Source organism: Streptomyces stoeckheimensis (assembly GCF_045822005.1).
GTDB classification, from domain to species: domain Bacteria; phylum Actinomycetota; class Actinomycetes; order Streptomycetales; family Streptomycetaceae; genus Streptomyces; species Streptomyces stoeckheimensis.
In genome coordinates, this window is the sequence record NZ_CP169550.1 from 6,761,976 (window position 1) to 6,786,821 (window position 24,846).

Annotated in this window: 24 protein-coding genes; 15 read left to right on the plus strand and 9 right to left on the minus strand. The window is 70.5% G+C overall.

Annotated features, from left to right (window positions below; translation table 11 throughout):
* Position 1: 1 nt before the first annotated feature.
* The 4 genes from opcA to tkt are packed head-to-tail and all read right to left on the minus strand — an operon-like array spanning position 2 to position 5,818.
* A complete protein-coding gene (gene opcA, locus ACE1OC_RS30620) occupies positions 2-1,045 on the minus strand; it encodes a glucose-6-phosphate dehydrogenase assembly protein OpcA (protein ID WP_407839729.1) in 1,044 nt (347 codons plus the stop codon).
* Complete coding sequence (gene zwf, locus ACE1OC_RS30625) at positions 1,042-2,571, minus strand: glucose-6-phosphate dehydrogenase (RefSeq protein ID WP_250742320.1); 1,530 nt, start codon at positions 2,569-2,571, stop codon at positions 1,042-1,044. Before zwf ends, opcA begins: the two co-directional genes overlap by 4 nt.
* A 5-nt stretch (positions 2,572-2,576) precedes the next feature.
* The gene (gene tal / locus ACE1OC_RS30630) at positions 2,577-3,695 is read right to left on the minus strand and encodes a transaldolase (protein WP_407839730.1); all 1,119 of its coding nucleotides are present in this window, start codon (positions 3,693-3,695) and stop codon (positions 2,577-2,579) included.
* Positions 3,696-3,730: 35 nt separating this feature from the next.
* Entirely contained in the window at positions 3,731-5,818 is a 2,088-nt protein-coding gene (gene tkt / locus ACE1OC_RS30635; protein ID WP_407839731.1) for a transketolase, read from the minus strand.
* Positions 5,819-6,086: 268 nt separating this feature from the next.
* On the opposite strand from tkt, the gene ACE1OC_RS30640 reads away from it, so the two are divergent.
* The 3 genes from ACE1OC_RS30640 (at position 6,087) to ACE1OC_RS30650 (ending at position 8,716) form a co-directional block, all read left to right on the plus strand.
* Positions 6,087-7,034, plus strand: coding sequence for a heme o synthase (locus tag ACE1OC_RS30640; RefSeq protein ID WP_407841725.1), 948 nt, complete (start codon positions 6,087-6,089; stop codon positions 7,032-7,034).
* A gap of 80 nt (positions 7,035-7,114) precedes the next feature.
* Positions 7,115-7,465, plus strand: a complete 351-nt coding sequence (locus ACE1OC_RS30645; protein WP_250742317.1) for a hypothetical protein — start codon at positions 7,115-7,117, stop codon at positions 7,463-7,465.
* A 141-nt stretch (positions 7,466-7,606) separates the two neighbouring features.
* On the plus strand, positions 7,607-8,716 hold the full coding sequence (locus ACE1OC_RS30650; protein ID WP_407839732.1) for an amidohydrolase: 1,110 nt from the start codon (positions 7,607-7,609) through the stop codon (positions 8,714-8,716).
* A gap of 44 nt (positions 8,717-8,760) precedes the next feature.
* Here ACE1OC_RS30650 and ACE1OC_RS30655 read toward each other — a convergent pair whose 3' ends face one another.
* The 4 genes from ACE1OC_RS30655 to ACE1OC_RS30670 form a co-directional block, all read right to left on the minus strand.
* Complete coding sequence (locus ACE1OC_RS30655; protein WP_407839733.1) at positions 8,761-9,750, minus strand: COX15/CtaA family protein; 990 nt, start codon at positions 9,748-9,750, stop codon at positions 8,761-8,763.
* A gap of 4 nt (positions 9,751-9,754) precedes the next feature.
* A complete protein-coding gene (locus tag ACE1OC_RS30660; RefSeq protein ID WP_407839734.1) occupies positions 9,755-10,891 on the minus strand; it encodes a hypothetical protein in 1,137 nt (378 codons plus the stop codon).
* Between the two features lie 225 nt (positions 10,892-11,116).
* Entirely contained in the window at positions 11,117-11,884 is a 768-nt protein-coding gene (locus ACE1OC_RS30665) for an ABC transporter permease (protein WP_407839735.1), read from the minus strand.
* The gene (locus tag ACE1OC_RS30670) at positions 11,881-12,807 is read right to left on the minus strand and encodes an ABC transporter ATP-binding protein (RefSeq protein ID WP_407839736.1); all 927 of its coding nucleotides are present in this window, start codon (positions 12,805-12,807) and stop codon (positions 11,881-11,883) included. Before ACE1OC_RS30670 ends, ACE1OC_RS30665 begins: the two co-directional genes overlap by 4 nt.
* A 133-nt stretch (positions 12,808-12,940) precedes the next feature.
* Between ACE1OC_RS30670 and ACE1OC_RS30675 the strand changes: the two genes are divergently transcribed.
* The 11 genes from ACE1OC_RS30675 (at position 12,941) to ACE1OC_RS30725 (ending at position 23,415) form a co-directional block, all read left to right on the plus strand.
* The gene (locus tag ACE1OC_RS30675) at positions 12,941-13,732 is read left to right on the plus strand and encodes a formate/nitrite transporter family protein (RefSeq protein ID WP_407839737.1); all 792 of its coding nucleotides are present in this window, start codon (positions 12,941-12,943) and stop codon (positions 13,730-13,732) included.
* A 101-nt stretch (positions 13,733-13,833) separates the two neighbouring features.
* Positions 13,834-14,613, plus strand: a complete 780-nt coding sequence (locus tag ACE1OC_RS30680; protein ID WP_375953899.1) for a helix-turn-helix transcriptional regulator — start codon at positions 13,834-13,836, stop codon at positions 14,611-14,613.
* Entirely contained in the window at positions 14,610-16,025 is a 1,416-nt protein-coding gene (gene sufB, locus ACE1OC_RS30685; protein WP_250742310.1) for a Fe-S cluster assembly protein SufB, read from the plus strand. Before ACE1OC_RS30680 ends, sufB begins: the two co-directional genes overlap by 4 nt.
* Before the next feature lie 59 nt (positions 16,026-16,084).
* Positions 16,085-17,263: a Fe-S cluster assembly protein SufD gene (gene sufD, locus ACE1OC_RS30690; protein ID WP_250742309.1), complete on the plus strand. Its 1,179-nt coding sequence runs from the start codon at positions 16,085-16,087 to the stop codon at positions 17,261-17,263.
* On the plus strand, positions 17,263-17,580 hold the full coding sequence (locus tag ACE1OC_RS30695; protein WP_250742308.1) for a bifunctional 3-phenylpropionate/cinnamic acid dioxygenase ferredoxin subunit: 318 nt from the start codon (positions 17,263-17,265) through the stop codon (positions 17,578-17,580). Before sufD ends, ACE1OC_RS30695 begins: the two co-directional genes overlap by 1 nt.
* Before the next feature lie 7 nt (positions 17,581-17,587).
* A complete protein-coding gene (sufC, locus tag ACE1OC_RS30700; protein WP_250742307.1) occupies positions 17,588-18,355 on the plus strand; it encodes a Fe-S cluster assembly ATPase SufC in 768 nt (255 codons plus the stop codon).
* Positions 18,352-19,608, plus strand: coding sequence for a cysteine desulfurase (locus tag ACE1OC_RS30705; RefSeq protein WP_250742306.1), 1,257 nt, complete (start codon positions 18,352-18,354; stop codon positions 19,606-19,608). The genes sufC and ACE1OC_RS30705 overlap by 4 nt, the downstream gene beginning before the upstream one ends.
* A gap of 29 nt (positions 19,609-19,637) precedes the next feature.
* Positions 19,638-20,099, plus strand: a complete 462-nt coding sequence (sufU, locus tag ACE1OC_RS30710) for a Fe-S cluster assembly sulfur transfer protein SufU (RefSeq protein WP_250742305.1) — start codon at positions 19,638-19,640, stop codon at positions 20,097-20,099.
* Positions 20,096-20,440, plus strand: coding sequence for a metal-sulfur cluster assembly factor (locus tag ACE1OC_RS30715; RefSeq protein WP_030009139.1), 345 nt, complete (start codon positions 20,096-20,098; stop codon positions 20,438-20,440). Before sufU ends, ACE1OC_RS30715 begins: the two co-directional genes overlap by 4 nt.
* Before the next feature lie 201 nt (positions 20,441-20,641).
* Complete coding sequence (locus ACE1OC_RS30720; protein WP_407839738.1) at positions 20,642-22,027, plus strand: DUF3616 domain-containing protein; 1,386 nt, start codon at positions 20,642-20,644, stop codon at positions 22,025-22,027.
* Positions 22,024-23,415, plus strand: coding sequence for a DUF3616 domain-containing protein (locus ACE1OC_RS30725; RefSeq protein ID WP_407839739.1), 1,392 nt, complete (start codon positions 22,024-22,026; stop codon positions 23,413-23,415). Before ACE1OC_RS30720 ends, ACE1OC_RS30725 begins: the two co-directional genes overlap by 4 nt.
* On the opposite strand, the gene ACE1OC_RS30730 is transcribed toward ACE1OC_RS30725, so the two are convergent.
* Complete coding sequence (locus tag ACE1OC_RS30730; protein WP_407839740.1) at positions 23,402-24,295, minus strand: hypothetical protein; 894 nt, start codon at positions 24,293-24,295, stop codon at positions 23,402-23,404. The genes ACE1OC_RS30725 and ACE1OC_RS30730 overlap by 14 nt on opposite strands.
* Before the next feature lie 227 nt (positions 24,296-24,522).
* Between ACE1OC_RS30730 and ACE1OC_RS30735 the strand changes: the two genes are divergently transcribed.
* Complete coding sequence (locus ACE1OC_RS30735) at positions 24,523-24,846, plus strand: DMT family transporter (RefSeq protein ID WP_266876882.1); 324 nt, start codon at positions 24,523-24,525, stop codon at positions 24,844-24,846.

Below are 24,846 nucleotides of genomic sequence, written 5' to 3' on the forward strand. Positions count from 1 at the left end.
GCTACTTGGCCGCGGCCTTCTTGGCCGGCTTCGCCGGAGTCGGCTTCGCGGCCGGGGCCTCCGCCTTGGCCGGGGCCTCCGCCTTGGCGGGTGCCGGCTTCGGCGACGACGGCTCGGACGTCGGGGCCAGGCGGGCCACGCCGAACTTCAGCGAGGCCTCGTAGGTGTTGTCCGGGTCCAGGCGGCGGAGTTCCTCCGCCAGCAGCTCGGACGTGTCGCGGCGCTTCAGCGCCACCGCACGGTCGGGCTGCCCCGGCATGCACAGCGTGGCCAGTGCCCCGTCCGCCCGGTCCAGGACGATCTCGCCGTCCTTGGTCTCCAGACGCACCGCGGTGAGCCCGGGGCCCGCCGAGGAGGTGCGCTTGACGGGGACCTGGAGCCGGTCCGCGAGCCACATCGCCAGCAGCTCGCAGCTCGGGTTGTCGTCCTCGCCCTCGACCGTCGCCGAGGACACCGAGTGGACCTGCTGGTCGAGCGCCGCCGCCAGCATGGAGCGCCACGGGGTGATCCGGGTCCAGGACAGGTCCGTGTCCCCGGGTGCGTACGCCGTCGCCCGGCTGCCGAGCGCCTCGATCGGATCCTCGGCGGAGTAGGTGTCCGTGATCCGGCGCTGGCCGAGCGACCCCAGGGGGTCGCCCGCCAGGTCCTGCGGAGCACCCTCCGGCCACCAGACGACGACGGGCGCGTCCGGGAGGAGGAGCGGGAGAACCACCGACTGGGCGTGGTCGACCAGTTCGCCGTGCAGGCGCAGGACAACCGTTTCGCCGGTGCCGGAGTCCGTCCCCACGCGGACTTCCGCGTCGAGACGGGCGTCGCGGCGGCTGCGCGGCGAGCGGCTGACCCGCTTGATGACGACGACGATCCGCGAAGGGTGTTCGCGGGACGCGTCGTTCGCCGACTTGAGCGCGTCGTACGCGTTCTCCTCGTCGGTCACGATCACCAGCGTGAGCACCATCCCGATGGCAGGCGTGCCGATGTCCCGGCGCGCCTGCACCAACGAGGCGTTGATCTTGCTGGAGTTGGTCTCCGTGAGATCGATCTTCATGGCCGGCGCCAGCTCCGTCCGTCTCGTGCGAGCATCTCGTCCGCCTCGACCGGCCCCCAGGTGCCCGACGGGTACTGCGCGGGCTTGCCGTGCGTGTCCCAGTACCGCTCGATCGGGTCGAGGATGTTCCAGGACAGCTCGACCTCCTGGTGGCGCGGGAACAGGTTCGCGTCACCCAGCAGCACGTCGAGGATCAGCCGCTCGTAGGCCTCGGGGCTCGACTCCGTGAAGGACTCGCCGTAGGCGAAGTCCATCGTCACGTCCCGGACCTCCATGGAGGTGCCCGGAACCTTGGAACCGAAGCGCACCGTGACGCCCTCGTCCGGCTGGACCCGGATGACCAGGGCGTTCTGCCCCAGCTCCTCGGTCGCGCCCGACTCGAACGGAAGGTACGGGGCCCGCTTGAAGACGACCGCGATCTCGGTCACCCGGCGGCCCAGGCGCTTGCCGGTCCGCAGGTAGAACGGGACGCCCGCCCAGCGGCGGTTGTTGATCTCCAGGCGGATGGCCGCGTAGGTGTCGGTCTTCGACTTGGGGTCGATGCCGTCCTCTTCGAGGTACCCGACGACCTTCTCGCCGCCCTGCCACGCCGCCGAGTACTGGCCGCGCACGGTGTGCTTGCCCAGGTCCTCGGGCAGCTCCACGGCGGTCAGCACCTTGAGCTTCTCGGCCACCAGCGCCTTGGGGTGGAAGGAGCCGGGCTCCTCCATCGCCGTGAGCGCCAGGAGCTGGAGCAGGTGGTTCTGGATGACGTCGCGGGCCGCGCCGATGCCGTCGTAGTAGCCGGCCCGGCCGCCGATGCCGATGTCCTCGGCCATGGTGATCTGCACGTGGTCCACGTACGACCGGTTCCAGATCGGCTCGAACATCGTGTTGGCGAAGCGGAGCGCCAGGATGTTCTGGACGGTCTCCTTGCCCAGGTAGTGGTCGATCCGGAAGACCTCGTTGGGCGGGAAGACGTCGTGCACGAGCTGGTTGAGCTCCTGTGCACTGGTCAGGTCGTGCCCGAACGGCTTCTCGATGACCGCGCGCCGCCAGGAGCCCTCCTTCTGGTCCGCCAGCCCGTGCTTCTTGAGCTGGGCGACGACCTTGGGGAAGAACTTCGGCGGGACGGACAGGTAGAAGGCGAAGTTGCCGCCTGTGCCCTGCGCCTTGTCCAGCTCCTCGATCGTCGACTTCAGCGTCTCGAACGCCTGGTCGTCGTCGAAGTCGCCCTGGACGAAGCGGCAGCCCTGCACCAGCTGCTGCCAGACCTCTTCGCGGAAGGGGGTGCGCGCGTGCTGCTTGACCGCGTCGTGAACCTCCTGCGCGAAGTCCTCGTCCTGCCACTCCCGTCGGGCGAAGCCGATCAGGGAGAAGCCCGGCGGGAGCAGCCCGCGGTTGGCGAGGTCGTAGACGGCAGGCATCAGCTTCTTGCGCGACAGGTCACCCGTAACGCCGAAAATGACCAGGCCGGACGGCCCCGCGATGCGCGGGAGCCGCCGGTCCTGTGCGTCACGAAGCGGGTTCGCTCCGTTTACAGACAAAGTGTTCAGGCCTCCGTGGGGGCGAGGCGCTCAAGCTCCGCCTCGGTCGACTTCAGCAGGTCGTTCCAGGACACCGCGAACTTCTCGACGCCCTCTTCTTCGAGCAGCTGCACCGCATCGTCGTACGAAATGCCCAGCTTCGCGACCGCGGCGAGCTCGGCGCGCGACTGCTCGTACGTGCCGGAGATGGTGTCGCCCTCGACCACGCCGTGGTCGGCGGTGGCCTCGAGGGTGCCCTCGGGCATGGTGTTCACGGTGCCGGGGGCGACCAGGTCCACCACGTACAGGGTGTCCTTGTACGCCGGGTCCTTGACGCCGGTCGAGGCCCAGAGCGGACGCTGCTTGTTGGCGTGCGCCTTGTCCAGGGCGGCCCAGCGCTCGGTGGAGAAGACCTCTTCGTAGGCCTCGTAGGCCAGACGGGCGTTCGCGAGCGCCGCCTTGCCCTTGAGGGCCTTGGCCTCGTCGGTGCCGAGGGCGTCGAGGCGCTTGTCGATCTCGGAGTCCACGCGGGACACGAAGAAGGAGGCGACCGAGTGGATCTTGGAGAGGTCCAGGCCCGCGGCCTTCGCCTTCTCCAGGCCCGCCAGGTACGCGTCCATGACCTCGCGGTAGCGCTCCAGCGAGAAGATCAGCGTGACGTTGACGCTGATGCCCTTGCCGATGACCTCGGTGATCGCCGGCAGGCCGGCCTTGGTCGCCGGGATCTTGATGAGCGTGTTCGGACGGTCCACCAGCCACGCGAGCTGCTTGGCCTCGGCGATGGTCGCCGGGGTGTTGTGGGCCAGGCGGGGGTCGACCTCGATCGAGACCCGGCCGTCCTGGCCCTCGGTGGCGTCGTAGACCGGGCGCAGGATGTCGGCGGCGTCGCGGACGTCCGCCGTGGTGATCATGCGGATCGCCTCTTCGACGGTGACCTTGCGGGCGGCCAGGTCGGCGAGCTGCTGCCCGTACCCCTCGCCGCCGCTGATCGCCTTCTGGAAGATCGCCGGGTTGGTGGTGACACCGACCACGTGCTGCTGGTCGATGAGCTCGGCCAGGTTGCCGGACGTGATCCGCTTGCGGGACAGGTCGTCCAGCCAGATCGCCACGCCCTCGTCGGAAAGGCGCTTCAGTGCGTCTGTCATGGGAATTGCATCTCCTACTGGTCTGGGTGCGGGAGTCAGCGCGCGGCGGCGGCGAGCGACTCGCGTGCGGCGGCGGTCACGGCTTCGGCGGTGAGACCGAACTCGCGGTACAGGACGGCGCCGTCGGCCGAGGCACCGAAGTGCTCCAGCGAGACGATCCGGCCCGCGTCGCCGACGTAGCGGTGCCAGGTCAGACCGATGCCGGCCTCGACCGCGACACGCGCCTTGACCGAAGGCGGCAGGACGCTGTCCTTGTATTCCTGGGACTGCTCCTCGAACCACTCGACGGAGGGCATCGAGACGACACGGGCCGGGACGCCCTCGGCCTGCAGCGCCTCGCGCGCGGCGACGGCGAGCTGGACCTCGGAGCCGGTGCCGATGAGGACGACCTGGGCTTCGCCGCCGTCGGCCTCGAACAGCACGTACCCGCCCTTGGCGGCGTCCTCGTTGCGCTCGTACGTCGGCACGCCCTGGCGGGTCAGCGCCAGACCGTGCGGGGCGCCCTTGCCGAAGACCTTGGTGTGGCGCTTGAGGATCTCGCGCCAGGCGACGGCGGTCTCGTTCGCGTCGGCCGGGCGGACCACGTTCAGGCCCGGGATGGCGCGCAGCGAGGCGACGTGCTCGACCGGCTGGTGGGTCGGGCCGTCCTCGCCGAGGCCGATGGAGTCGTGCGTCCACACGTAGGTGACCGGCACGTGCATCAGCGCGGAGAGGCGGACGGCGTTGCGCATGTAGTCGGAGAACACCAGGAAGGTGCCGCCGTAGATGCGGGTGTGGCCGTGCAGCGCGATGCCGTTCATGGCCGCGGCCATGGCGTGCTCGCGGATGCCGTAGTGGATGGTGCGGCCGTACGGGTCGGCCTCCGGCAGCGGGTTGCCGATCGGCAGGAACGAGGAGTTCTTGTCGATGGTGGTGTTGTTGGAGCCGGCGAGGTCGGCCGAGCCGCCCCACAGCTCCGGGATGATCGCGCCGAGCGCCTCGAGCACCTTGCCGGAGGCGGCGCGGGTGGCGATGCCCTTGCCGGCCTCGAAGACGGGGAGCTTGTCCTCCCAGCCCGCGGGCAGCTCGTTGGCGTTGATGCGGTCGAACTCGGCGGCGCGCTCCGGGTTGGCGGTGCGCCAGGCGGAGAACTCCTTCTCCCACGCGGCGCGGGCCTCGCGGCCGCGGTCGCCGAGGGCGCGGGTGTGCGCGATGACCTCGTCGGAGACCTCGAAGGTCTGCTCCGGGTCGAAGCCGAGCACGCGCTTGGTGGCGGCGACCTCGTCGTTGCCGAGGGCCGAGCCGTGGGAGGCCTCGGTGCCCTGGGCGTGCGGGGCCGGCCAGGCGATGATCGAGCGGGCCGCGATGAAGGAGGGGCGCTCCGTCTCGGCCTTGGCGGCCTGCAGGGCGGCGAACAGCGCCTTCGGGTCGAGGTCGCCGTTCTCCTGCTGCGCGACGCGCTGGACGTGCCAGCCGTACGCCTCGTAACGCTTCAGGGTGTCCTCGGAGACGGCCGTCTCGGTGTCGCCCTCGATGGAGATGTGGTTGTCGTCCCACAGCAGCACCAGGTTGCCGAGCTTCTGGTGGCCGGCCAGCGCGGACGCCTCGTGGGAGATGCCCTCCTGGAGGCAGCCGTCGCCCGCGATCGCGTAGACCATGTGGTCGAAGGGGGAGGCGCCGGTGGGGGCCTCGGGGTCGAACAGGCCGCGCTCGTAGCGGGCGGCCATGGCCATGCCCACCGCGTTGGCGATGCCCTGGCCCAGCGGGCCGGTGGTGGTCTCGACGCCCGCGGTGTGGCCGTACTCCGGGTGGCCCGGGGTCTTCGAACCCCAGGTGCGGAAGGCCTTCAGGTCGTCCAGCTCGAGCCCGAACCCGCCGAGGTACAGCTGGGTGTAGAGGGTCAGCGAGGAGTGACCCGCGGAGAGCACGAAACGGTCGCGGCCGACCCACTCCGGGTCCGCCGGGTCGTGCCGCATCACCTTCTGGAAGAGGGTGTACGCGGCGGGGGCCAGGCTCATCGCCGTGCCGGGGTGGCCGTTACCGACCTTCTGTACCGCGTCGGCGGCCAGGATCCGGGCGGTGTCGACAGCACGCTGGTCCAGTTCGGTCCAGTCGAGCTCTGTGGTCGTCGGCTTGGTGCTCACCGTGGGTCAGGGCTCCTCTCCACATGTCTAGTCCCGGTGACGAACGGTGCACCGGCGCGATTCCGAGCCTACCCCCGCCACAGCGTGCAGCTATTCGAGTACCCGCGGTCCACGCGTGACGTCTCAGCGCCGATCGGACCAACACGGGGCGACCCCCGCGCGGGACGAGCCAATGGCTACGTCTAGAGTGGCGTGGTACGCGCAAGCCTTTACGGGACCTTCATGTTTAAAAGGTTCACGTCGGAGCTTGCTGGATTCTCTGTCAGGGGTGTGCGTGACGGCCGTCGAATCCCGTCCAGCGGGGGTGCTCGGGACGAGCCCCAACCACCGGCCGTTCGGGGCCCGGGCCATGGCTTTCGTGGCGCTGACCAAGCCGCGGATCATCGAGCTTCTGCTCATCACGACCGTGCCGGTGATGTTCCTCGCCGAGCAGGGCGTGCCTTCGCTGTGGCTGGTCCTCGCCACCTGCTTCGGCGGTTACCTGTCCGCGGGCGGCGCCAACGCGCTGAACATGTACATCGACCGCGACATCGACGCGCTGATGGACCGGACCTCGGGACGCCCGCTGGTGACCGGCATGGTCAGCCCGCGGGAGTGCCTGGTCTTCGGCATCACCCTCGGGATCGCGTCCACCCTGTTCTTCGGGCTGCTGATCAACTGGCTGTCGGCCGCGCTCGCGCTCGGCGCGCTCCTCTTCTATGTCGTCGTCTACACGATGCTGTTGAAGCGGCGCACCTCGCAGAACATCGTCTGGGGCGGCATCGCCGGCTGCATGCCGGTGCTCATCGGCTGGTCGGCCGTGAAGGACGAGGTCTCCTGGGCCGCGGTCATCCTCTTCCTCGTCATCTTCTTCTGGACGCCGCCGCACTACTGGCCGCTGTCGATGAAGGTGAAGGACGACTACGCGCGGGTCGGCGTGCCGATGCTGCCGGTCGTGGCGGGCAACAAGGCCGTGGCCAAGCAGATCGTCCTCTACAGCTGGGTGATGGTGGCGGTCTCGCTGCTGCTGACCCCGCTGGGGTACACCGGCTGGTTCTACACCTCGGTCGCCCTGGTGGCCGGCGGCTGGTGGCTGTGGGAGGCGCACGGGCTCAACGCGCGCGCCAAGTCGGGCGTGACGGGCGCGAAGCTCAAGGAGATGCGACTGTTCCACTGGTCGATCACCTACGTGTCGCTGCTGTTCGTCGCGGTCGCCGTGGATCCCTTCCTCCGCTGATCCCTGGGCGGCGATCCTCACCGGTGATCCTTCAGCGGTGAACCTTCCTCCGCTCGTTACCGGCCGGTAGCATGCCCTTCATGGCAGACACCGAGGAGACCGCCGCCACGGCGGACAAGAAGCAGGACCGTACGGCCGCGAAGCTGGCCAAGCAGATCGGCGCGTTCGCCAAGCAGCACGGCGGCGCCGAGGGCCACCTCGCGCACATCGGCCAGGCGGGCACCCGGATCGTCCTCGTCGGCACCGACGGCGAGTGGGGCGACCTGGTGGCCCCGGCGTACGACACCGCGCGGCTCGCGGCCGAGAAGGCCGGGCTGACCCTCCACGAGGAGTTCGACGGCGAGTTCGCCGCGCGGGTGCGGACGGGGCCGTACGAGTGGTCCCGGATGGCCGGCATGCAGCTCGGCGGAACCGCGAATCCCGCGGCCTGACCCGGTCGATCTTGGCTTGATCATTGGCCTGATCGTTTCCGCGTCACCCGCTCGGTCAACAGCGCGAGCAACACCTCACACCCCGCTCACCCGTTAGGACGTGTGGAAGCCCCTTCCTCACGTCCGCAACGGGATGCCCGGATGATCGAAACGCCGCCCCTGGTGGACCAGTACTGCCAGGGAGTGCTCCGCACGGAGCTGGGCCTCGCCACCTTCGAGGCCCAGCTGATCCCCTCGGCCGGCCCGCCCGCCGCCGGCACCACCTTCTTCGACACCCAGACCGGCTTCGCCGTGCGCCGCTGGTGCCCGCCGCTGCTCGGGCTCGAACCGCACTGCGCCCCCGTCCGCTACCTCGCGCGGCGGCGCGAGCTGGGCGCCGCCGAGTCGGCCCGCCGGCTGCTGCGCGGCTGCGGGGTCGGCGCCCGGCTCGTCGACACCGGGCTGCCCGGGGACCTCACCGGGCCCAAGGAACTGGCCCTGGCGGGCGGTGCGGAGGCCTTCGAGCTGGTGCGGCCGGAACTGCTCGCCGAGCAGGCGGCGGACACCTCGGGGACCGTGGCCGCCTTCCTGGCCAACCTCGCGGGGGCGGTCCATCACGCCGCCGCCGGGGCCGTGGCCTTCACCTGCGGAGCCGGGGAGGGGGGCCGCGCCTGGGCGGCGGCACTCGAAGCCGCGCCCGAGCCGCCCGGTCCGGGCGAAGTGCGGGGCGCGGCCGGGCGCTGGCTGGCCGGGCGCGCCAAGGGCGGGGCCGTACGGGACCCCGTACTCCTGCGGCACCTGGCGTGGAGCGCGGTCTCCTCGGGGCTGCCGCTCCAGCTGCACACGGGCGGGGAGCCGGCGGCGACGGAGCGGCTGACCGGGTTCGTACGGGCGACCGGGGGTCTGGGGGCGCGGCTGGTCCTGATCGGCGGGTACCCCCACCACCGGCAGGCCGCCCGGCTGGCCGCGGCCTTCCCGCACGTCCACGCCGACCTCGGCGCGGCGCTGGGGCCCACGGGGGCGCGGGCGGCCGCCGTGCTGGCGGAATGCCTGGAGACCGCGCCCTTCGGAAAGCTGATGTTCTCCGGCGGCGGACGGCAACTGCCCGAACTGCACGCGGTGGGCGCGCTGGTCTTCCGCGAGGCGCTCGGCCGGGTGCTCGGCGGCTGGGTCGCCGACGGCTCCTGGTCCTGGCGGGACGCGGAGCGGGTGGCGGCGATGGTCGCGGCGGGCAACGCCCGCCGCGTCTACCGGCTGGACGAACGGGGCTGACGTTCGGAGGGCGCCCAGAGGACGCTCGGAGGGCGCCCGGTGGGTCAGACCGCGGCGAGCCGGGTGTCCTGCTGCGCCGGGATCCCGGCCTGCTCGGACGGACGCTCGCGCAGGCTCAGCGCCACCCGGACCACCGAGATCCACACCAGGCAGGAGCCGAGCATGTGGGCCGCCACGAGGGCCTCGGGCACGTCGGTGAAGTACTGGACGTAGCCGATGGCGCCCTGGGCGAGCAGCACGATCAGCAGGTCGCGGGCGCGCGCCCGGGTGTCCACGGGGGCGTCGACCACGCGCAGCACCAGCCACAGCGCCACGGCGAGCGCGCACACCACCCAGGCGGAGACCGCGTGGACGTGCGCGGTGGCCGACCAGTCGAACGGCATCCGCCTGATCTCGCTGCTGTCGCCGGCGTGCGGGCCGGAACCGGTGACCACCGTGCCCGCCGCGATCAGCACGACGGTGGCGGCGAGCAGCGCCCAGGAGAGCTTGCGCACCGGAGCGGGCACGCGCGGCCGGGCCGGGCCGTCACCCTCGCGGGTGCGCTGCCAGGTGATCGTCGTCACGGTGATCAGCGAGGTGGCGAGCATGAAGTGCCCGGCCACGCTGTAGGGGTTGAGGCCGGTCAGGACGGTGATGCCGCCGAGGACCGCGTTGCCCATCACGATGGCGAACTGGAGCCAGCCGAGCCGGGTCAGCGAGCGGCGCCACGGCGTGGCGCAGCGGGCGGCGGTGATCGCCCAGCCAACGGCCGCGCAGAGCACGTACGTCAGCATGCGGTTGCCGAACTCGATGGCGCCGTGGAAGCCCTGCTCCTGGGTCACGATCAGGCTGTCGTCGGTGCACTTGGGCCAGGTGTCGCAGCCGAGACCGGATCCGGTCAGCCGCACCGCGCCGCCGGTGACGACGATGACGACGCTCATGAGCACCGCTGCGAGCGCGGCCCGCTGGACGGTCCGGGGTGACGGCGTCCAGCGGCGGGCGAGATATGCGAGGGGGGTCAACACGGCGTTTATCGTACGCGGACACTTGTGCAAAGTTTCACGAGGGGGTGGCGGCCACCCCGTCGGGGCCGAAGGCCAGGCGGAACCGGGCCCCGGCCGGGTCGCCTTCCGCGTGCCACCACACGCGGACCCGCCAATGCGCGCCCTCGCCCGGGTAGTCGGCCGAGGCCGCGAAGCCGCGTACCAATTCGGCCCCTACCTCCTCTGCTGTCCTGTTCCTCACTTCCGCCCCGCTGTGCCAGGGATGCGGCCGTACGTTCCACAGCCCGTCGGAACCGCGGACCTCGACGCGCCACACCGCGACCCAGGGGGTCACCTCCAGCATCGTGTGGACCTGGTCGGCCTCCAGGCCCAGCCGGGCGGCGATCTCCGCCTCGGGCACGCCCTGGATGCGGGCGGCCACCACGGCCTGGGGCAGCAGCCGTTCGGGCAGCAGCCCGCGCGTGCGCAGGCCGGACAGGGAAGCGAAGGACAGGAAGCGCAGCCGCAGTTCGAGCTGGCGGCCGATGTGGTCCAGGGCCTCCTCGGCCTCCTGCGACTCGTCGGAGCCGGGATCGGCGAGCAGCAGCCGCCGGAAGGAGCCCTCCGCGTCGACCGCCCAGGCCACGGACTCCTCTGCCAGGCCGAGCTCCGCGAGCCGGTCTCCGAGGAACACCTTCGCCTGCGCCAGGCCCCGCTGGTTGACCGGATCCTCCTGGTCCAGGGTCGCCCAGACCTCCACCGCACCGAGCGTCAGGTCCCGGGCCCGCTCGCCGGCGGCCCGCTCCATGGCGCTCGGGCCGCTCTCGGAGCCGGGGCCCAGCGGGTGCTTCGGCAGCCGCTCCGCGTCGCTGAGCGGCCAGGACAGCCAGACCCCCTGGTTGATCAGGCCCCGGGCGTACCAGCGGGCGTACTCGGCTGCGTGCCCGGCCGCCCGCTGCGAGAACCGCAGCCCCTCCTCGATGGCGGCCAGGGCCCCGGCCCGGTCCCCGTCGGCGAACCGGCGGGCCGCCAGGTCACCGAGGCGCAGACCCAGCCGGGCCGCGCACTCGGCGTCGGTGCGGGCCGGTTCGCGCAGGGCTCCGATCAGCTCGGCCAGCAGGGCGTCGGCCTCCGCGGGCTCCGCGTGCGCCGCGCCCGACCGGATCCGTGCCCACTGTTCGTCCAGCCGCAGAACGGCCTCCCGCTGCGCCATGTCTGCCCCCCGGCTCCATGCGTGAAGGTGCCCATCCTCCCAGGCAACGCCCGGCCGAGGGGAAGCGTTCCGATCAATCCCCACCGTCATTTGAGTGATGCAACTGTGGCGCTGCGTAACCGGGCGGGTCTCAACCCGGGTGGCATTGATCGCGTAAGACTTGCCCGTCCGCTGGGCGGCGAGCAGCGTGAGCCAGGAAGTTCCCCCACCTGCGGGGGAGCGGGGTCAATCCCAGCGGAACCAGCGCGCAGCAGCGCCGAGTCCGAGTACGGCCCAGCAGGTAAGCACGGCCGCGTCGCCCCAGGGCAGCGCGGCCCCGTGCTGGAGCACCTCGCGCAGCCCGTCGGAGAGGGCGGAGATCGGGAGCAGGCCGAGGACGGACTGGACCGCTCCGGGGAACTTGTCCATCGGCACGATCACCCCGCCGCCGACCAGGAGCAGCAGGAAGACGAGGTTGGCGGCGGCCAGGGTGGCCTCCGCCCTGAGGGTGCCGGCCATCAGCAGGCCGAGCCCGGAGAAGGCTGCGGTGCCGAGCAGGATCAGCGCGGCGACGGACAGCGGGTTGCCGTGCGGGGACCAGCCCAGGGCGAAGGCGATCACCGTCAGCAGCGCGATCTGCAGCACCTCGGTGACCAGCACGGACAGCGTCTTGGCGGCCATCAGCGCCCAGCGCGGCAGCGGGGAGGCCCCGAGCCGCTTGAGGATCCCGTAGCGCCGGTCGAAGCCGGTGGCGATGGCCTGGCCGGTGAAGGCGGTGGACATCACGGCCAGCGCCAGGACCCCGGGGGCGAGGAAGTCCACCGACTTCCCTGCGCCGACATCGATGATGTCGACCGCCGAGAACAGCACGAGCAGCAGTGCCGGGATGATCACGGTCAGCAGGAGCTGCTCCCCGTTGCGCAGCAGCATCCGGGTCTCCAGCGCGGTCTGCGCCAGGATCATGCGGGACACGGGCGCGGCCCCCGGGCGGGGGGTGAACGTACCGGCGCTCATACGCGCAGCTCCTTGCCCGTGAGTTCGAGGAAGACGTCTTCGAGGGTGTGCCGCTCCACCGAGAGGCTGTCGGGCATCACCCCGTGCTGGGCGCACCAGGAGGCGACGGTGGCCAGCAGCTGGGGGTCGACGTCGCCGGTGACCCGGTAGACGCCGGGGAGGAGCTCGGCGGCCTGGGTGCCGTCGGGCAGGGCCTTCAGCAGGGAGGCGAGGTCGAGGGAGGGGCGGCCGGTGAAGCGCAGGGTGTTCTCGGCGCCGCCGCGGCACAGTGCCTCGGGGGTGCCGTGGGCGATGACCTTGCCGGCGTCGACGATGGCGACCTCGTCCGCGAGCTGCTCGGCCTCGTCCATGTGGTGGGTGGTGAGCACGACCGAGACCCCGTCGGCGCGCAGTTCCCGTACGAGGTCCCAGGTCGCGCGGCGGGCCTGCGGGTCGAGGCCGGCGGTCGGCTCGTCCAGGAAGACCAGCTCGGGGCGGCCGACGACGGCCATGGCGAGGGCCAGGCGCTGCTGCTGGCCGCCGGAGAGCCGGCGGTAGGCGGTGCGGCCGCAGCCGCCGAGGCCGAGGCGTTCCACCAGGGTGGGGACGTCCAGGGGGTCGGCGTAGAGCTTGGCCATGTGGCGCAGCATCTCGACGGCCCGGGCGCCGGAGTAGACGCCGCCGGACTGCAGCATCACGCCGATGCGCGGGCGCAGGGACCCGGCCTGCGCGACGGGGTCGAGGCCGAGGACGCGGACGGATCCGGCGTCGGGGCGGCGGTAGCCCTCGCAGGTTTCCACAGTGGTCGTTTTGCCCGCGCCGTTGGGACCAAGGACTGCGGTGACCGAGGCCCTCCGGACGGTGAGGTCCAGGCCGTCCACCGCGGTTTTGGGGCCGTACCGCTTCACCAGTCCGCGGATTTCCACGGCGGGGTCGTTGCTCATGGGGAATGAGTCTACGGAGCCGTGGGAGGTGACCGGGGCGGGGTCGTAGGTCCCGCCCCCGAGGGGTCACGGACCTGCGCATTCGTGACTTTTTCGTCCGTTCGGGAGCGGGGCCGGGGCCTAACGTCGAATGGTGAACAGCATCGCTCAGAACGTCGAAGCCACCTCGGGGCAGGCCGAGCACAAGGCCCATGACCTCGGGCATCCGCCGCGCTACTTCGTCTCGGCGATGCTCGCGGGCGCCTACATCGCCGTGGGCGAGGTGCTGCTCCTCGTCGCGATCTCGCCGTTCGTGGCCAAGGGTTCGCCGGCCGTGAAACTGCTGGAGGGTGCGGTCTTCCCGATCGCCCTGACCATCGTGATGTTCGCCGGTGCCCAGCTCTTCACCAGCAATGTGATGGTCATGCTGGTCGGCGCGCTGTCCGGGCGGACCGGTCCCAGGGACCTGATCCTGTCCTGGACGCTCTCCCTGGCCGGGAACCTGGTCGGAGCCTTCACCTTCGGGGCGATGGTGCACGCCTCGGGGGTGGCTTCCTCGCCCTCGGCGCGGTCCATGCTCACCGAGATGGTGCACGGGAAGATGGCGCTGAGCGGCGGACAGCTGTTCTGGCGCGCGGTGCTCTGCAACATGCTGGTCTGCCTGGCCATCTGGATGTTCACCCGGGCCCGCGGCGATGCCGCCAAGATTTTCGTCCTGTGGCTGCCGGTGGCCGTTTTCGTTGCCGTCGGATTCGAACACTGTGTAGCGAACATGGCTGTTTTCAGCCTCGCGATCCTGGATGGCTCAGCCGGATTCGGTGATCTTTTCCGGAATCTGATGTTCACCGTGCCGGGGAACGTGGTGGGCGGGGGATTGCTGGTCGGAGCCGTTTATTGGTTCACCGGCGGGGCCCTGCGTGAGAGCGGAGCGTCGGCTTCCGTATAACGCTCCGTGGATAAATAAGGTAACCCTTAGTGATGGAGGCCACCAGAGGTGGCCTCCATCACGGCTTGTCGGGGCGCGACTAATTACGCAACAATGGCGTTGTGAAATACGGCGAACGGATGAGCGAGGCCCCCCAGGGCGAACTCGCGACCGGGGAGCGGTCAACCCGCAACCGGGTCGCGCGGTCGATCCTGGACCACGGTCCCTCCACCGTCGCCGACCTCGCCCAGCGCCTCGGCCTCACCCAGGCCGCCGTTCGCCGCCACCTGGACACGCTCGTCGCCGACGACGTGGTCGAACCCCGTGAGCAGCGCGTGTACGGTGCGCGGACCCGAGGCCGGCCCGCCAAGGTCTTCGCGCTGACCGACTGCGGTCGTGACGCCTTCGACCAGTCCTACGACTCGCTCGCCGCCGACGCCATGCGCTGGATCGCGCAGGTCGCCGGGGGCGGGGAGCAGGGCGAGGCGGCCGTGGCCGCCTTCGCGAAGGCCAGGCTCACGGCGCAGGCCGAGACCTACCGCGAAGCCGTGGAAGCGGCCGACCCGGCGGAGCGCACCGAGGCCCTTGCCAGGGCGTTGACCGGAGACGGGTACGCTGCTACGGCGAAGAGCGCTCCCGGTCCGCACAGCGGTGAACAGCTCTGCCAGCACCACTGCCCGGTCGCACACGTCGCCGAGCAGTTCCCGCAGCTTTGCGAGGCGGAGACCGAGGTCTTCTCCCGATTGCTCGGGACGCACGTGCAGCGTCTCGCCACGATCGCCCACGGCGACGGGGTGTGCACGACGTTCATTCCACGCAGTGGGAACGGCGTCGGTGCCACAGACGCCACACAGACCGACACATCAGTATCTGCAAGTACGGCCGGGAGGAACCCCGCATGACCACGGAGACTGCTCACCCTGAGCTCGATGGCCTGGGCACCTACGAATACGGATGGGCCGACTCCGACGCGGCCGGTGCGGTCGCAAAGCGGGGCCTGTCCGAAGAGGTCGTCCGCGACATCTCGGCGAAGAAGTCCGAGCCGGAGTGGATGCTGAACCTCCGTCTCAAGGGCCTCAAGCTGTTCGGCAAGAAGCCCATGCCCAACTGGGGTTCCGACCTCTCGGGCATCGACTTCGACAACATCAAGTACTTCGTGCGTTCCACCGAGAAGCAGGCCGCTTCGTGGGAGGAACTGCCGGAGGACATCAAGAACACGTACGACAAGCTCGGCATCCCGGAGGCGGAGAAGCAGCGCCTCGTCGCCGGTGTCGCGGCCCAGTACGAGTCCGAGGTCGTCTACCACCAGATCCGTGAGGACCTGGAGGAGCAGGGCGTCATCTTCCTCGACACGGACACCGCGCTCAAGGAGCACCCGGAGCTGTTCCAGGAGTACTTCGGCACGGTCATCCCGGTCGGCGACAACAAGTTCGCCTCGCTGAACACCGCCGTGTGGTCGGGCGGCTCGTTCATCTACGTCCCCAAGGGCGTCAAGGTGGACATCCCGCTCCAGGCCTACTTCCGTATCAACACGGAGAACATGGGCCAGTTCGAGCGGACGCTGATCATCGTCGACGAGGACGCCTACGTCCACTACGTCGAGGGCTGCACCGCCCCGATCTACTCCTCGGACTCGCTGCACAGCGCCGTGGTCGAGATCATCGTGAAGAAGGGCGGCCGCTGCCGCTACACGACGATCCAGAACTGGTCGAACAACGTCTACAACCTGGTCACCAAGCGCGCCGTGGCGTACGAGGGCGCGACCATGGAGTGGATCGACGGCAACATCGGTTCCAAGGTCACCATGAAGTACCCGGCCGTCTACCTGATGGGCGAGCACGCCAAGGGCGAGACCCTCTCCATCGCCTTCGCGGGCGAGGGCCAGCACCAGGACGCCGGCTCCAAGATGGTCCACATGGCGCCGAACACCTCCTCCAACATCGTCTCGAAGTCGGTGGCCCGTGGTGGCGGCCGCACCTCGTACCGCGGTCTGGTCGAGATCGGCGAAGGCGCCCACGGCTCCAAGTCCAACGTGCTGTGCGACGCGCTCCTGGTCGACACCATCTCCCGCTCGGACACCTACCCCTACGTGGACGTCCGCGAGGACGACGTGTCGATGGGCCACGAGGCGACCGTCTCCAAGGTCTCCGACGACCAGCTCTTCTACCTGATGAGCCGCGGTCTGACGGAGTTCGAGGCCATGGCGATGATCGTGCGCGGCTTCGTCGAGCCGATCGCCCGTGAGCTGCCGATGGAGTACGCGCTGGAGCTGAACCGGCTGATCGAGCTGCAGATGGAAGGCTCGGTCGGTTAGTCCCGGCCCGCCCGACGTCCCGCAGCAGATTCTTTAAGGAAGAGAGCAACACGACAGCCATGGCTGAGGCTCAGAACATTCCGGCGGGTTCCACCACCGCCGGCGCGATCGCGGTGGCCGCCGAGTCCACCGTCGCCACCCGGATGAGTGCCCCCCCGTCCTTCGACGTGGCGGACTTCCCCGTGCCCAACGGCCGCGAGGAGGAGTGGCGCTTCACGCCGCTCGCCCGCCTCAAGGGCCTGCACGACGGCACCGCGGTCGCCAACGGCACCATGAAGGCCCAGATCGACGCGCCCGACGTGGTCACGATCGAATCCGTGGAGCGCGGCGACGCGCGCATCGGCAAGGCCGGCACCCCGGTGGACCGGATCGCCGCCCAGGCGTTCTCGTCCTTCGCCAAGGCCACGGTCGTGACCGTGCCCAAGGAAGCGGTCCTCACCGAGCCCGTGCGCGTCACGCTGCACGGCGAGGGCGGCACCACCTTCGGTCACACCGTCTTCGACGTGCAGGCCTTCGCCGAGGCCGTCATCGTCATCGACCACACCGGTGACGGCGTGCGCGCCGCCAACGTCGACTTCCTCGTCGGCGACGGCGCCAAGCTCACCGTCGTCTCCGTGCAGGACTGGGACGACACCGCCGTCCACTGCTCCCAGCACAACGCCCTGGTCGGCCGCGACGCGACCTTCAAGTCGATCGTGGTCACCTTCGGCGGCGACGTCGTACGCCTGCACCCGCGCGTGAACTACGCCGGTCCCGGCGGCGAGGCCGAGCTCTTCGGCCTGTACTTCACGGACGCCGGCCAGCACCAGGAGCACCGCCTCCTGGTCGACCACAAGGCCCCGCACTGCAAGTCGAACGTGGTCTACAAGGGCGCGCTCCAGGGCCAGGACGCCCACGCCGTCTGGATCGGTGACGTGCTCATCGAGAAGACCGCCGAGGGCACCGACACCTACGAGATGAACCGCAACCTCGTCCTCACGGACGGCGCGCGGGTCGACTCGGTGCCGAACCTGGAGATCGAGACCGGCGAGATCGTCGGCGCCGGCCACGCCTCCGCCACCGGTCGTTTCGACGACGAGCAGCTCTTCTACCTGCAGGCCCGCGGCATCCCGGCCGACGAGGCCCGCCGCCTGGTCGTGCGCGGCTTCTTCGGCGAGCTCGTCCAGCAGATCGGTGTCCCCGACATCGAGGAGCGCCTGCTCGCGAAGATCGAAACCGAGCTTCAGGGTTCCGTCTGATGACCTACGTCAAGGCCTGTGCACTGAGCGAGCTGGAGGAGAACGCCCCCAAGCGGGTCGAGCTCGACGGCACGCCGGTGTCGATCGTCCGCGCCGAGGGGGAGGTGTTCGCGATCAACGACATCTGCTCGCACGCGAACGTCTCCCTCTCGGAGGGCGAGGTCGAAGACTGCATGATCGAGTGCTGGCTGCACGGGTCGGCCTTCGACCTGCGCACCGGCAAGCCGTCCGGTCTGCCCGCGACGCGCCCCGTCCCCGTATACCCCGTAAAGATCGAAGGGGACGACGTGCTCGTCTCCCTCACCCAGGAGTCCTGAGGTATCCATGGCAACGCTTGAAATCCACGACCTGCACGTCTCCGTCGAGGCCGAGCAGGGCGCCCGCGAGATCCTCAAGGGCGTCAACCTCACCATCAAGCAGGGTGAGACGCACGCCATCATGGGTCCGAACGGCTCCGGCAAGTCCACCCTCGCGTACGCGCTCGCCGGTCACCCGAAGTACACCATCACCAGCGGCACCGTGACCCTCGACGGCGAAGACGTCCTGGAGATGTCCGTCGACGAGCGCGCCCGCGCCGGCGTCTTCCTCGCCATGCAGTACCCGGTCGAGATCCCCGGCGTCTCGGTCTCCAACTTCCTGCGCACCTCGGCCACCGCCATCCGCGGCGAGGCGCCGAAGCTGCGTACCTGGGTGAAGGAGGTCAAGTCCGCGATGGAGCAGCTCCAGATGGACCCGGCCTTCGCCGAGCGCAACGTCAACGAGGGCTTCTCCGGCGGTGAGAAGAAGCGCCACGAGATCCTCCAGCTGGAGCTCCTCAAGCCGAAGATCGCGATCCTCGACGAGACCGACTCCGGCCTCGACGTGGACGCCCTGCGCCAGGTCTCCGAGGGCGTCAACCGCGTCCGCGACACGGGCGAGGTCGGCACGCTGCTGATCACGCACTACACGCGGATCCTCCGCTACATCAAGCCCGACTTCGTCCACGTCTTCTCCGAGGGCCGCATCGTCGAGTCCGGTGGCGCCGAGCTCGCCGACAAGCTGGAGGCCGAAGGCTACGAGTCGTACAGCACGAAGGGTGGCGCGACCGCGTGACACAGTTGCCTGGCCTCCTCGACATCGAGGCGATCCGCAAGGACTTCCCCCTTCTGGATCGTGTGGTCCACGACGGGAAGAAGATCGTTTATCTGGACAACGCGGCGACTTCGCAGAAGCCGCGCCAGGTGCTCGACGCGCTGAACGAGTACTACGAGCAGCACAACGCCAACGTCCACCGCGGCGTGCACGTGCTCGCCGAGGAGGCCACGGCGCTGTACGAGGGCGCCCGCGACAAGGTCGCCGCCTTCATCAACGCTCCGAGCCGCAACGAGGTGATCTTCACCAAGAACGCCTCGGAGTCGCTCAACCTGGTCGCGAACATGCTCGGCTGGGCGGACGAGCCCTACCGGGTCGACCGCGAGACCGAGATCGCCATCACGGAGATGGAGCACCACTCCAACATCGTTCCGTGGCAGCTGCTCTCGCAGCGCACCGGCGCGAAGCTGAAGTGGTTCGGCCTCACCGACGACGGCCGGCTCGACCTGTCCAACATCGAAGAGGTCATCACGGAGAAGACGAAGATCGTCTCCTTCACGCTGGTCTCCAACATCATGGGCACGGTCAACCCGACCGAGGCGATCGTCCGGCGTGCGCAGGAGGTCGGCGCGCTGGTGCTGATCGACGCCTCGCAGGCCGCACCGCACATGCCGCTCGACGTACAGGCGCTCGGCGCCGACTTCGTGGCCTTCACCGGTCACAAGATGTGCGGCCCGACCGGCATCGGCGTCCTCTGGGGCCGCCAGGAGCTGCTCGAGGACCTGCCGCCCTTCCTGGGCGGCGGCGAGATGATCGAAACCGTCTCGATGCACTCCTCGACCTACGCCCCGGCGCCCCACAAGTTCGAGGCCGGTACGCCCCCGATCGCCCAGGCCGTCGGCCTCGGCGCGGCCGTGGACTACCTGACCGCGATCGGCATGGACAAGATCGCCGCGCACGAGCACGCGATCACCGAGTACGCGATCAAGCGGCTCTCGGAGGTCCCCGACCTGCGCATCATCGGCCCGACCACGGCCGAGGACCGCGGCGCCGCGATCTCCTTCGTGCTCGGTGACATCCACCCGCACGACGTCGGCCAGGTACTGGACGAGCAGGGCATCGCGGTCCGCGTGGGACACCACTGCGCCCGCCCGGTCTGCCTCCGGTACGGAATTCCGGCGACGACGCGAGCGTCTTTCTATCTGTACTCCTCTCCCGCCGAGGTCGATGCACTGATCGACGGGCTGGAGCACGTACGGAACTTCTTCGGATAAGACGAAGCGACGAGGGCGACGAGGGCGCAGTGAAGCTGGAATCGATGTACCAGGAACTGATCCTGGACCACTACAAGCACCCGCGCGGGCGAGGCCTGCGCGACGGCGACGCCGAGGTGCACCACGTCAACCCGACGTGCGGTGACGAGATCACCCTGCGCGTGAAGTACGACGGCGAGACCCTCACGGACATCTCGTACGAGGGCCAGGGCTGCTCCATCAGCCAGGCCGGCGCGTCGATACTGAACGAGCTGCTCGTCGGCAAGGAGCTGGGCGAGGCGCGGAAGATCCAGGAAGTCTTCCTGGAGCTGATGCAGTCCAAGGGCAAGCTGGAGCCCGACGAGGCCATGGAGGAGGTGCTGGAGGACGCGGTCGCGTTCGCCGGCGTCTCCAAGTACCCGGCCCGGGTGAAGTGTGCTCTGCTGAGCTGGATGGCGTGGAAGGACGCGACCGCCCAGGCACTGGGCGACGCCGAGAGGAAGACGGCATGACCGAGAACGCGACGCCCGAGGCGTCCATCAAGCCGGCCACCGAGGAAGAGGTCCGCGAGGCCCTCTACGACGTGGTCGACCCCGAGCTGGGCATCGACGTCGTCAACCTGGGCCTGATCTACGGCATCCACATCGACGACGCGAACATCGCCACCCTCGACATGACCCTCACCTCGGCGGCCTGCCCGCTGACGGACGTCATCGAGGACCAGGCGAAGTCCGCCACGGACGGCATCGTCAGCGAACTGCGCATCAACTGGGTCTGGATGCCGCCGTGGGGCCCGGACAAGATCACGGACGACGGCCGCGAGCAGCTGCGCGCGCTCGGGTTCAACGTCTGACCGACGTCCGACCGCAGAGTGAACGAACGACCCCCGGCACACCCGTGCCGGGGGTCGTCTGTTTTCCCGGAGGACGGTCGGCGTGCACCGGGAGTTGGCCACGGTGGCCGAATCTTCTCGACGGCCCGTCACAACGTGACGGCGCAGACGAGAGGACCTCCGTTGACCGTTCGCCCTTCACCGGCACGCCGCCTCGGTGCCGTGGGAGCTGCCGGGGCCGCCGCCCTGCTCGCCGCAGGACTGGCCGCGCCCGCCCACGCCGCGCAGGAAGCCGCCGCCGAACCGACCATCGCGCTCTCCGCCGGTCACCTCTCCGGTGCCGTCGGCGCGATCGGCGACCCGGGCGTCACCGTGGACATCGCGCAGGAGGGGATGCCCGCCGCCTTCCTCAAGGTCGACGTCCTCTCCTCCAGCAACCCGGCCGTCGCCGGCCCCGGCGACGTGCGCATCGACCGGACCCGGCATGGCGACCGCGAGCTGACCGTCCGCCCGCGGGCCCAGGGCTACACCGACCTGACGCTCCGGGTGACCGGCCGCGGCGGCAAGACGGCCACGGCCACCCTCTCCTACGCCGCTTCGGCGCGGGTGGGCGGCAACGCCTTCTCCACCCGCTACCTCACGGGCTCCGCCGACTCCTCGGCCGCCGTGGACGTCGGCGGCGGCTACGCGCTGGTCGCCGACGACGAGACCAACGTGCTGCGCCTGTACGACCGTTCCCGCTCGGGCGCCCCCGTGAAGACCTGGGACCTCGGCCCCGCGCTCGGCATCAAGAAGGAAGCCGACATCGAGGCCGCCGCACGCGTCGGCGACACCGTCTACTGGACGGGCTCGCTCGGCAACAACAAGGACGGCAAGTACAAGGCCGAGCGCAACACCGTCTTCACCACCCGGCTCACCGGCACGGGCGCCGCCACCGAGGTCGTCTTCGGCTCCGCCTACAAGGGCCTGCGCGAGGACCTGATCGCCTGGGACACGGCCAACGGGAACCGCTACGGCTTCGCCGCGGGCACGGCGGCCGGCAAGATCCCGAAGAGCATCGACGGGTTCAACGTGGAGGGCCTGGAGTTCGCCCCGGGTTCCACCACCACCGCCTACCTGGGCTTCCGCGCCCCGCTCGCCCCCGCGGTGCCCGGCGGCAAGGCACTGGTCGTGCCCGTCACCAACATCGACCAGGTCGTGGCCGGCGCGGCCAAGCCGGTCTTCGGCGAGCCGGTCGAGATGGACCTCGGCGGGCTCGCGATCCGCGACATCCGCAAGAACGCCGCCGACCAGTACCTGATCCTGGCCGGCTCCTGGGCGGCGGACGACAACTCCGACCCGTACGCCCTCTACCAGTGGGACGGCGTCCCGGCCCACGCCCCGGTCAAGCGGGCCGACCTGCCGACCACCGACCCGGGCGGCTGGGAAGCCGTGGTCTCCGTGCCCGACCTGCGGGTGCCCGGCGCCCGCGTCCAGCTGATCACCGACAGCGGCTCCGCCGACCTGTACGGGGACGGCACCGAGGCCAAGGACCTCGACCACCCGGAGTGGAAGAAGTCCCGGTCCGGATGGTTCATGCTCGGCCCGATGCGTGGGGGATCCCGATGACTCGGCAGCAGACGAAGACGACGAAGAAGACGTACCTCGGCGCCGCCGGCATCGCCGCGCTGCTCCTCGCCGCCACGACGATGCCCGCGCAGGCGGTCACGTACGGCACGCCCACCATCTCGCTGTCCGCCTCCTACCTGTCCGGCGCCGTCGGCGCGACGGGTGACCCGACGGTGGACGTGACCGTGGCGCAGAGCGGCGCGGACGTCTCCGCGCTCACCGTCAGCGCCTCGGCCTCCAGCAAGGCCACGGTCGCCGGGACCGGCGACGTGAGCGTCACCGGGGCGGGTGCGGTCCGCAAGCTGGCGGTCGCCGCCCGCGGCCGTGGCTACACCAACCTCACCGTCAAGGTGACCGGGCTGGGCGGCAAGACCGCCACCAAGACGCTGTACTACGCCGCCTCCTCCGCGGTGCAGAACCCGGCCGACGCGCGCTACTTCACCGGTGCCTCCGACTCCTCGGCCGCCGTGGACGTCGGCGGCGGCTACACGGTCGTGGCCGACGACGAGAGCAACGTGCTGCGCCTGTACGACCGCGCCAACTCGGCGGCCCCGGTCCGGACCTGGGACTTCAGCTCGCAGCTCGGCGTCACCAAGGAGGTGGACATCGAGGGCGCGACCCTGATCGGCAACACCGTCTACTGGACGGGCTCGCTCGGCAACAACAAGGACGGCGAGTACAAGGCGCCCCGCAACACGGTGTTCACCACCACGCTGACCGGCTCCGGATCCACCGCGCAGCTCGCGTACGGGCGTTCGTACAAGAAGCTCCGCGACGACCTGGTGGCCTGGGACACGGCGAACGGGAACCGCTACGGCTTCGCCGCCGGTACGGCCGCCGGTGAGGCGCCGAAGCAGATCGACGGGTTCAACGTGGAGGGGCTGGAGTTCGCTCCGGGTTCCACCACCACCGCCTACCTGGGCTTCCGCGCCCCGCTGGCCCCGGCGGTGATCGGCGGCAAGGCACTGGTCGTGCCGGTGACCAACTTCGACAAGGTGATCTCCAGCGGGACCAAGGCCACCTTCGGCGCGGGCATGGAGCTCGACCTCGGCGGGCTCGCGATCCGCGACATCCGCAAGAACGCCGCCGACCAGTACCTGATCCTGGCCGGCTCCTGGGCGGCGGACGACAACTCCGACCCGTACGCCCTCTACCAGTGGGACGGGATCGCGGGCCACGCCCCGGTCAAGCGGGCCGACCTGCCGACCACCGACCCGGGCGGCTGGGAGGCCATCGTGGCGGTCCCCGACCTGTCGGTCGCGGGCGCGCGCGTGCAGCTGATCACCGACAGCGGCTCCGCCGACCTGTACGGGGACGGCACCGAGGCCAAGGACCTCACCCACCCGGAGTGGAAGAAGTCCCGCGCGGCCTGGTTCACGCTGAACTGAATTCCCCGGATGGCGCGGACTGCCTGGTGAGCTCCGCCGCGAGGTCCTCGCGGCGGATCCGCCGGTCCGTGTAGAGCAGGCCGGCGGTGAGCTGCGGGAAGCAGAGCAGCAGCGTCTGGGCGACCATCGCGCCGAGTGCCGTGAGGACCGCGTGCACGAAGCCGCCGTCGAGGGCCGGGATCAGGCTGAGCGCCCCGGCGAAGGCGAAGGGCAGTTGGACGGCGTACGCCGCTGCGAGCGCGAGCGCGGCGGCGAGGCCGGTGAGGCCGAGCGTGCGCCACCAGGCCCCGCGCACCAGGCGGGCCGAGCGGCGCAGGGCGCCGAGCGGGCCGCGGCCCTCGCAGGCGGCGACCGTGGGCGCGAGCGCGCACAGCACCCCGAGTCCGAGTGCGGCCGGCAGGGTGGCGGCCGCCACCAGCGGGGGCAGCCCGGCGGCCAGGACGGCGGCGCCCGGTCCGGCCACGGCGCCGAGGACCAGGAGCTGGGTGCCGAGGACGGCCCCGAAGCGGGGGCGGGCGGCGCGCAGCAGCGTACGGGCGGTGGCGGGGCGGCCGAGGACCGCCGGGCGGAGCACGGCGCCCGCCAGGGCTGAGGCCAGGGCGCAGGTCAGCAGGGTCGCCAGGGCCGCGGCGGGAACCAGGGCGTCGACGGGCCGGACGTGCAGCACGAGGGCGGCCAGGGCGGTCGCGGCGAGCAGCAGCAGCGCGGCGAGCTGGCCGAGGAGCATGGCGCCGACCAGCGGGACCCAGTACCGGGCGAGGGCGGCGCAGGCGCCGCCGAGTATGTCGCCGGGAGTGAGCGGCCGCAGGGATATCACCCCGGGCCGGGGTGGCCGCGGCGCAAGCCAGCCGCCGCCCCAGTGGGTCCACTGCCCGTCCATGTGGATCTCCTCCCGTCCCGGTCGAGGGCGCACACCGTAACCGCGGGAGCGCGGGAAGTCCCGTAGCCGCGCGGAAATGACGCCGGCACTGGTCGTGGGGTCGCACACCACATACTTCGAGGCAGGGGTCATCCACGCCGAGCCCAGGATGGTGATCAGCTGGGTTGTGCGAGTATCCGCGGCTTCCGTGTGTACGGGCGTACGCATCGTTGTGTACGGTCGTACGCATGCCCTATCTCCTGCTTGCCGCCGCCATAGCCGCCGAGGTCGCCGGCACCACCGCCATGAAGTTCAGCGAGGGCTTCACCAAGCTGTGGCCCTCGCTGATCACGCTCGTGGGCTACGTCATCGCCTTCACCCTGCTCGCGCAGACGCTGAAGTCGATGTCGGTCGGCACGGCGTACGCGATCTGGGCCGGCGTCGGCACGGCCGCGATCGCCGCGATCGGCATGGTCTTCATGGGGGAGGCCGCGACGGCCGCGAAGATCGGCGGCATCGCGCTGGTGATCGCCGGGGTCGTGCTGCTGAATCTCGGGGGGACCACGCACTGA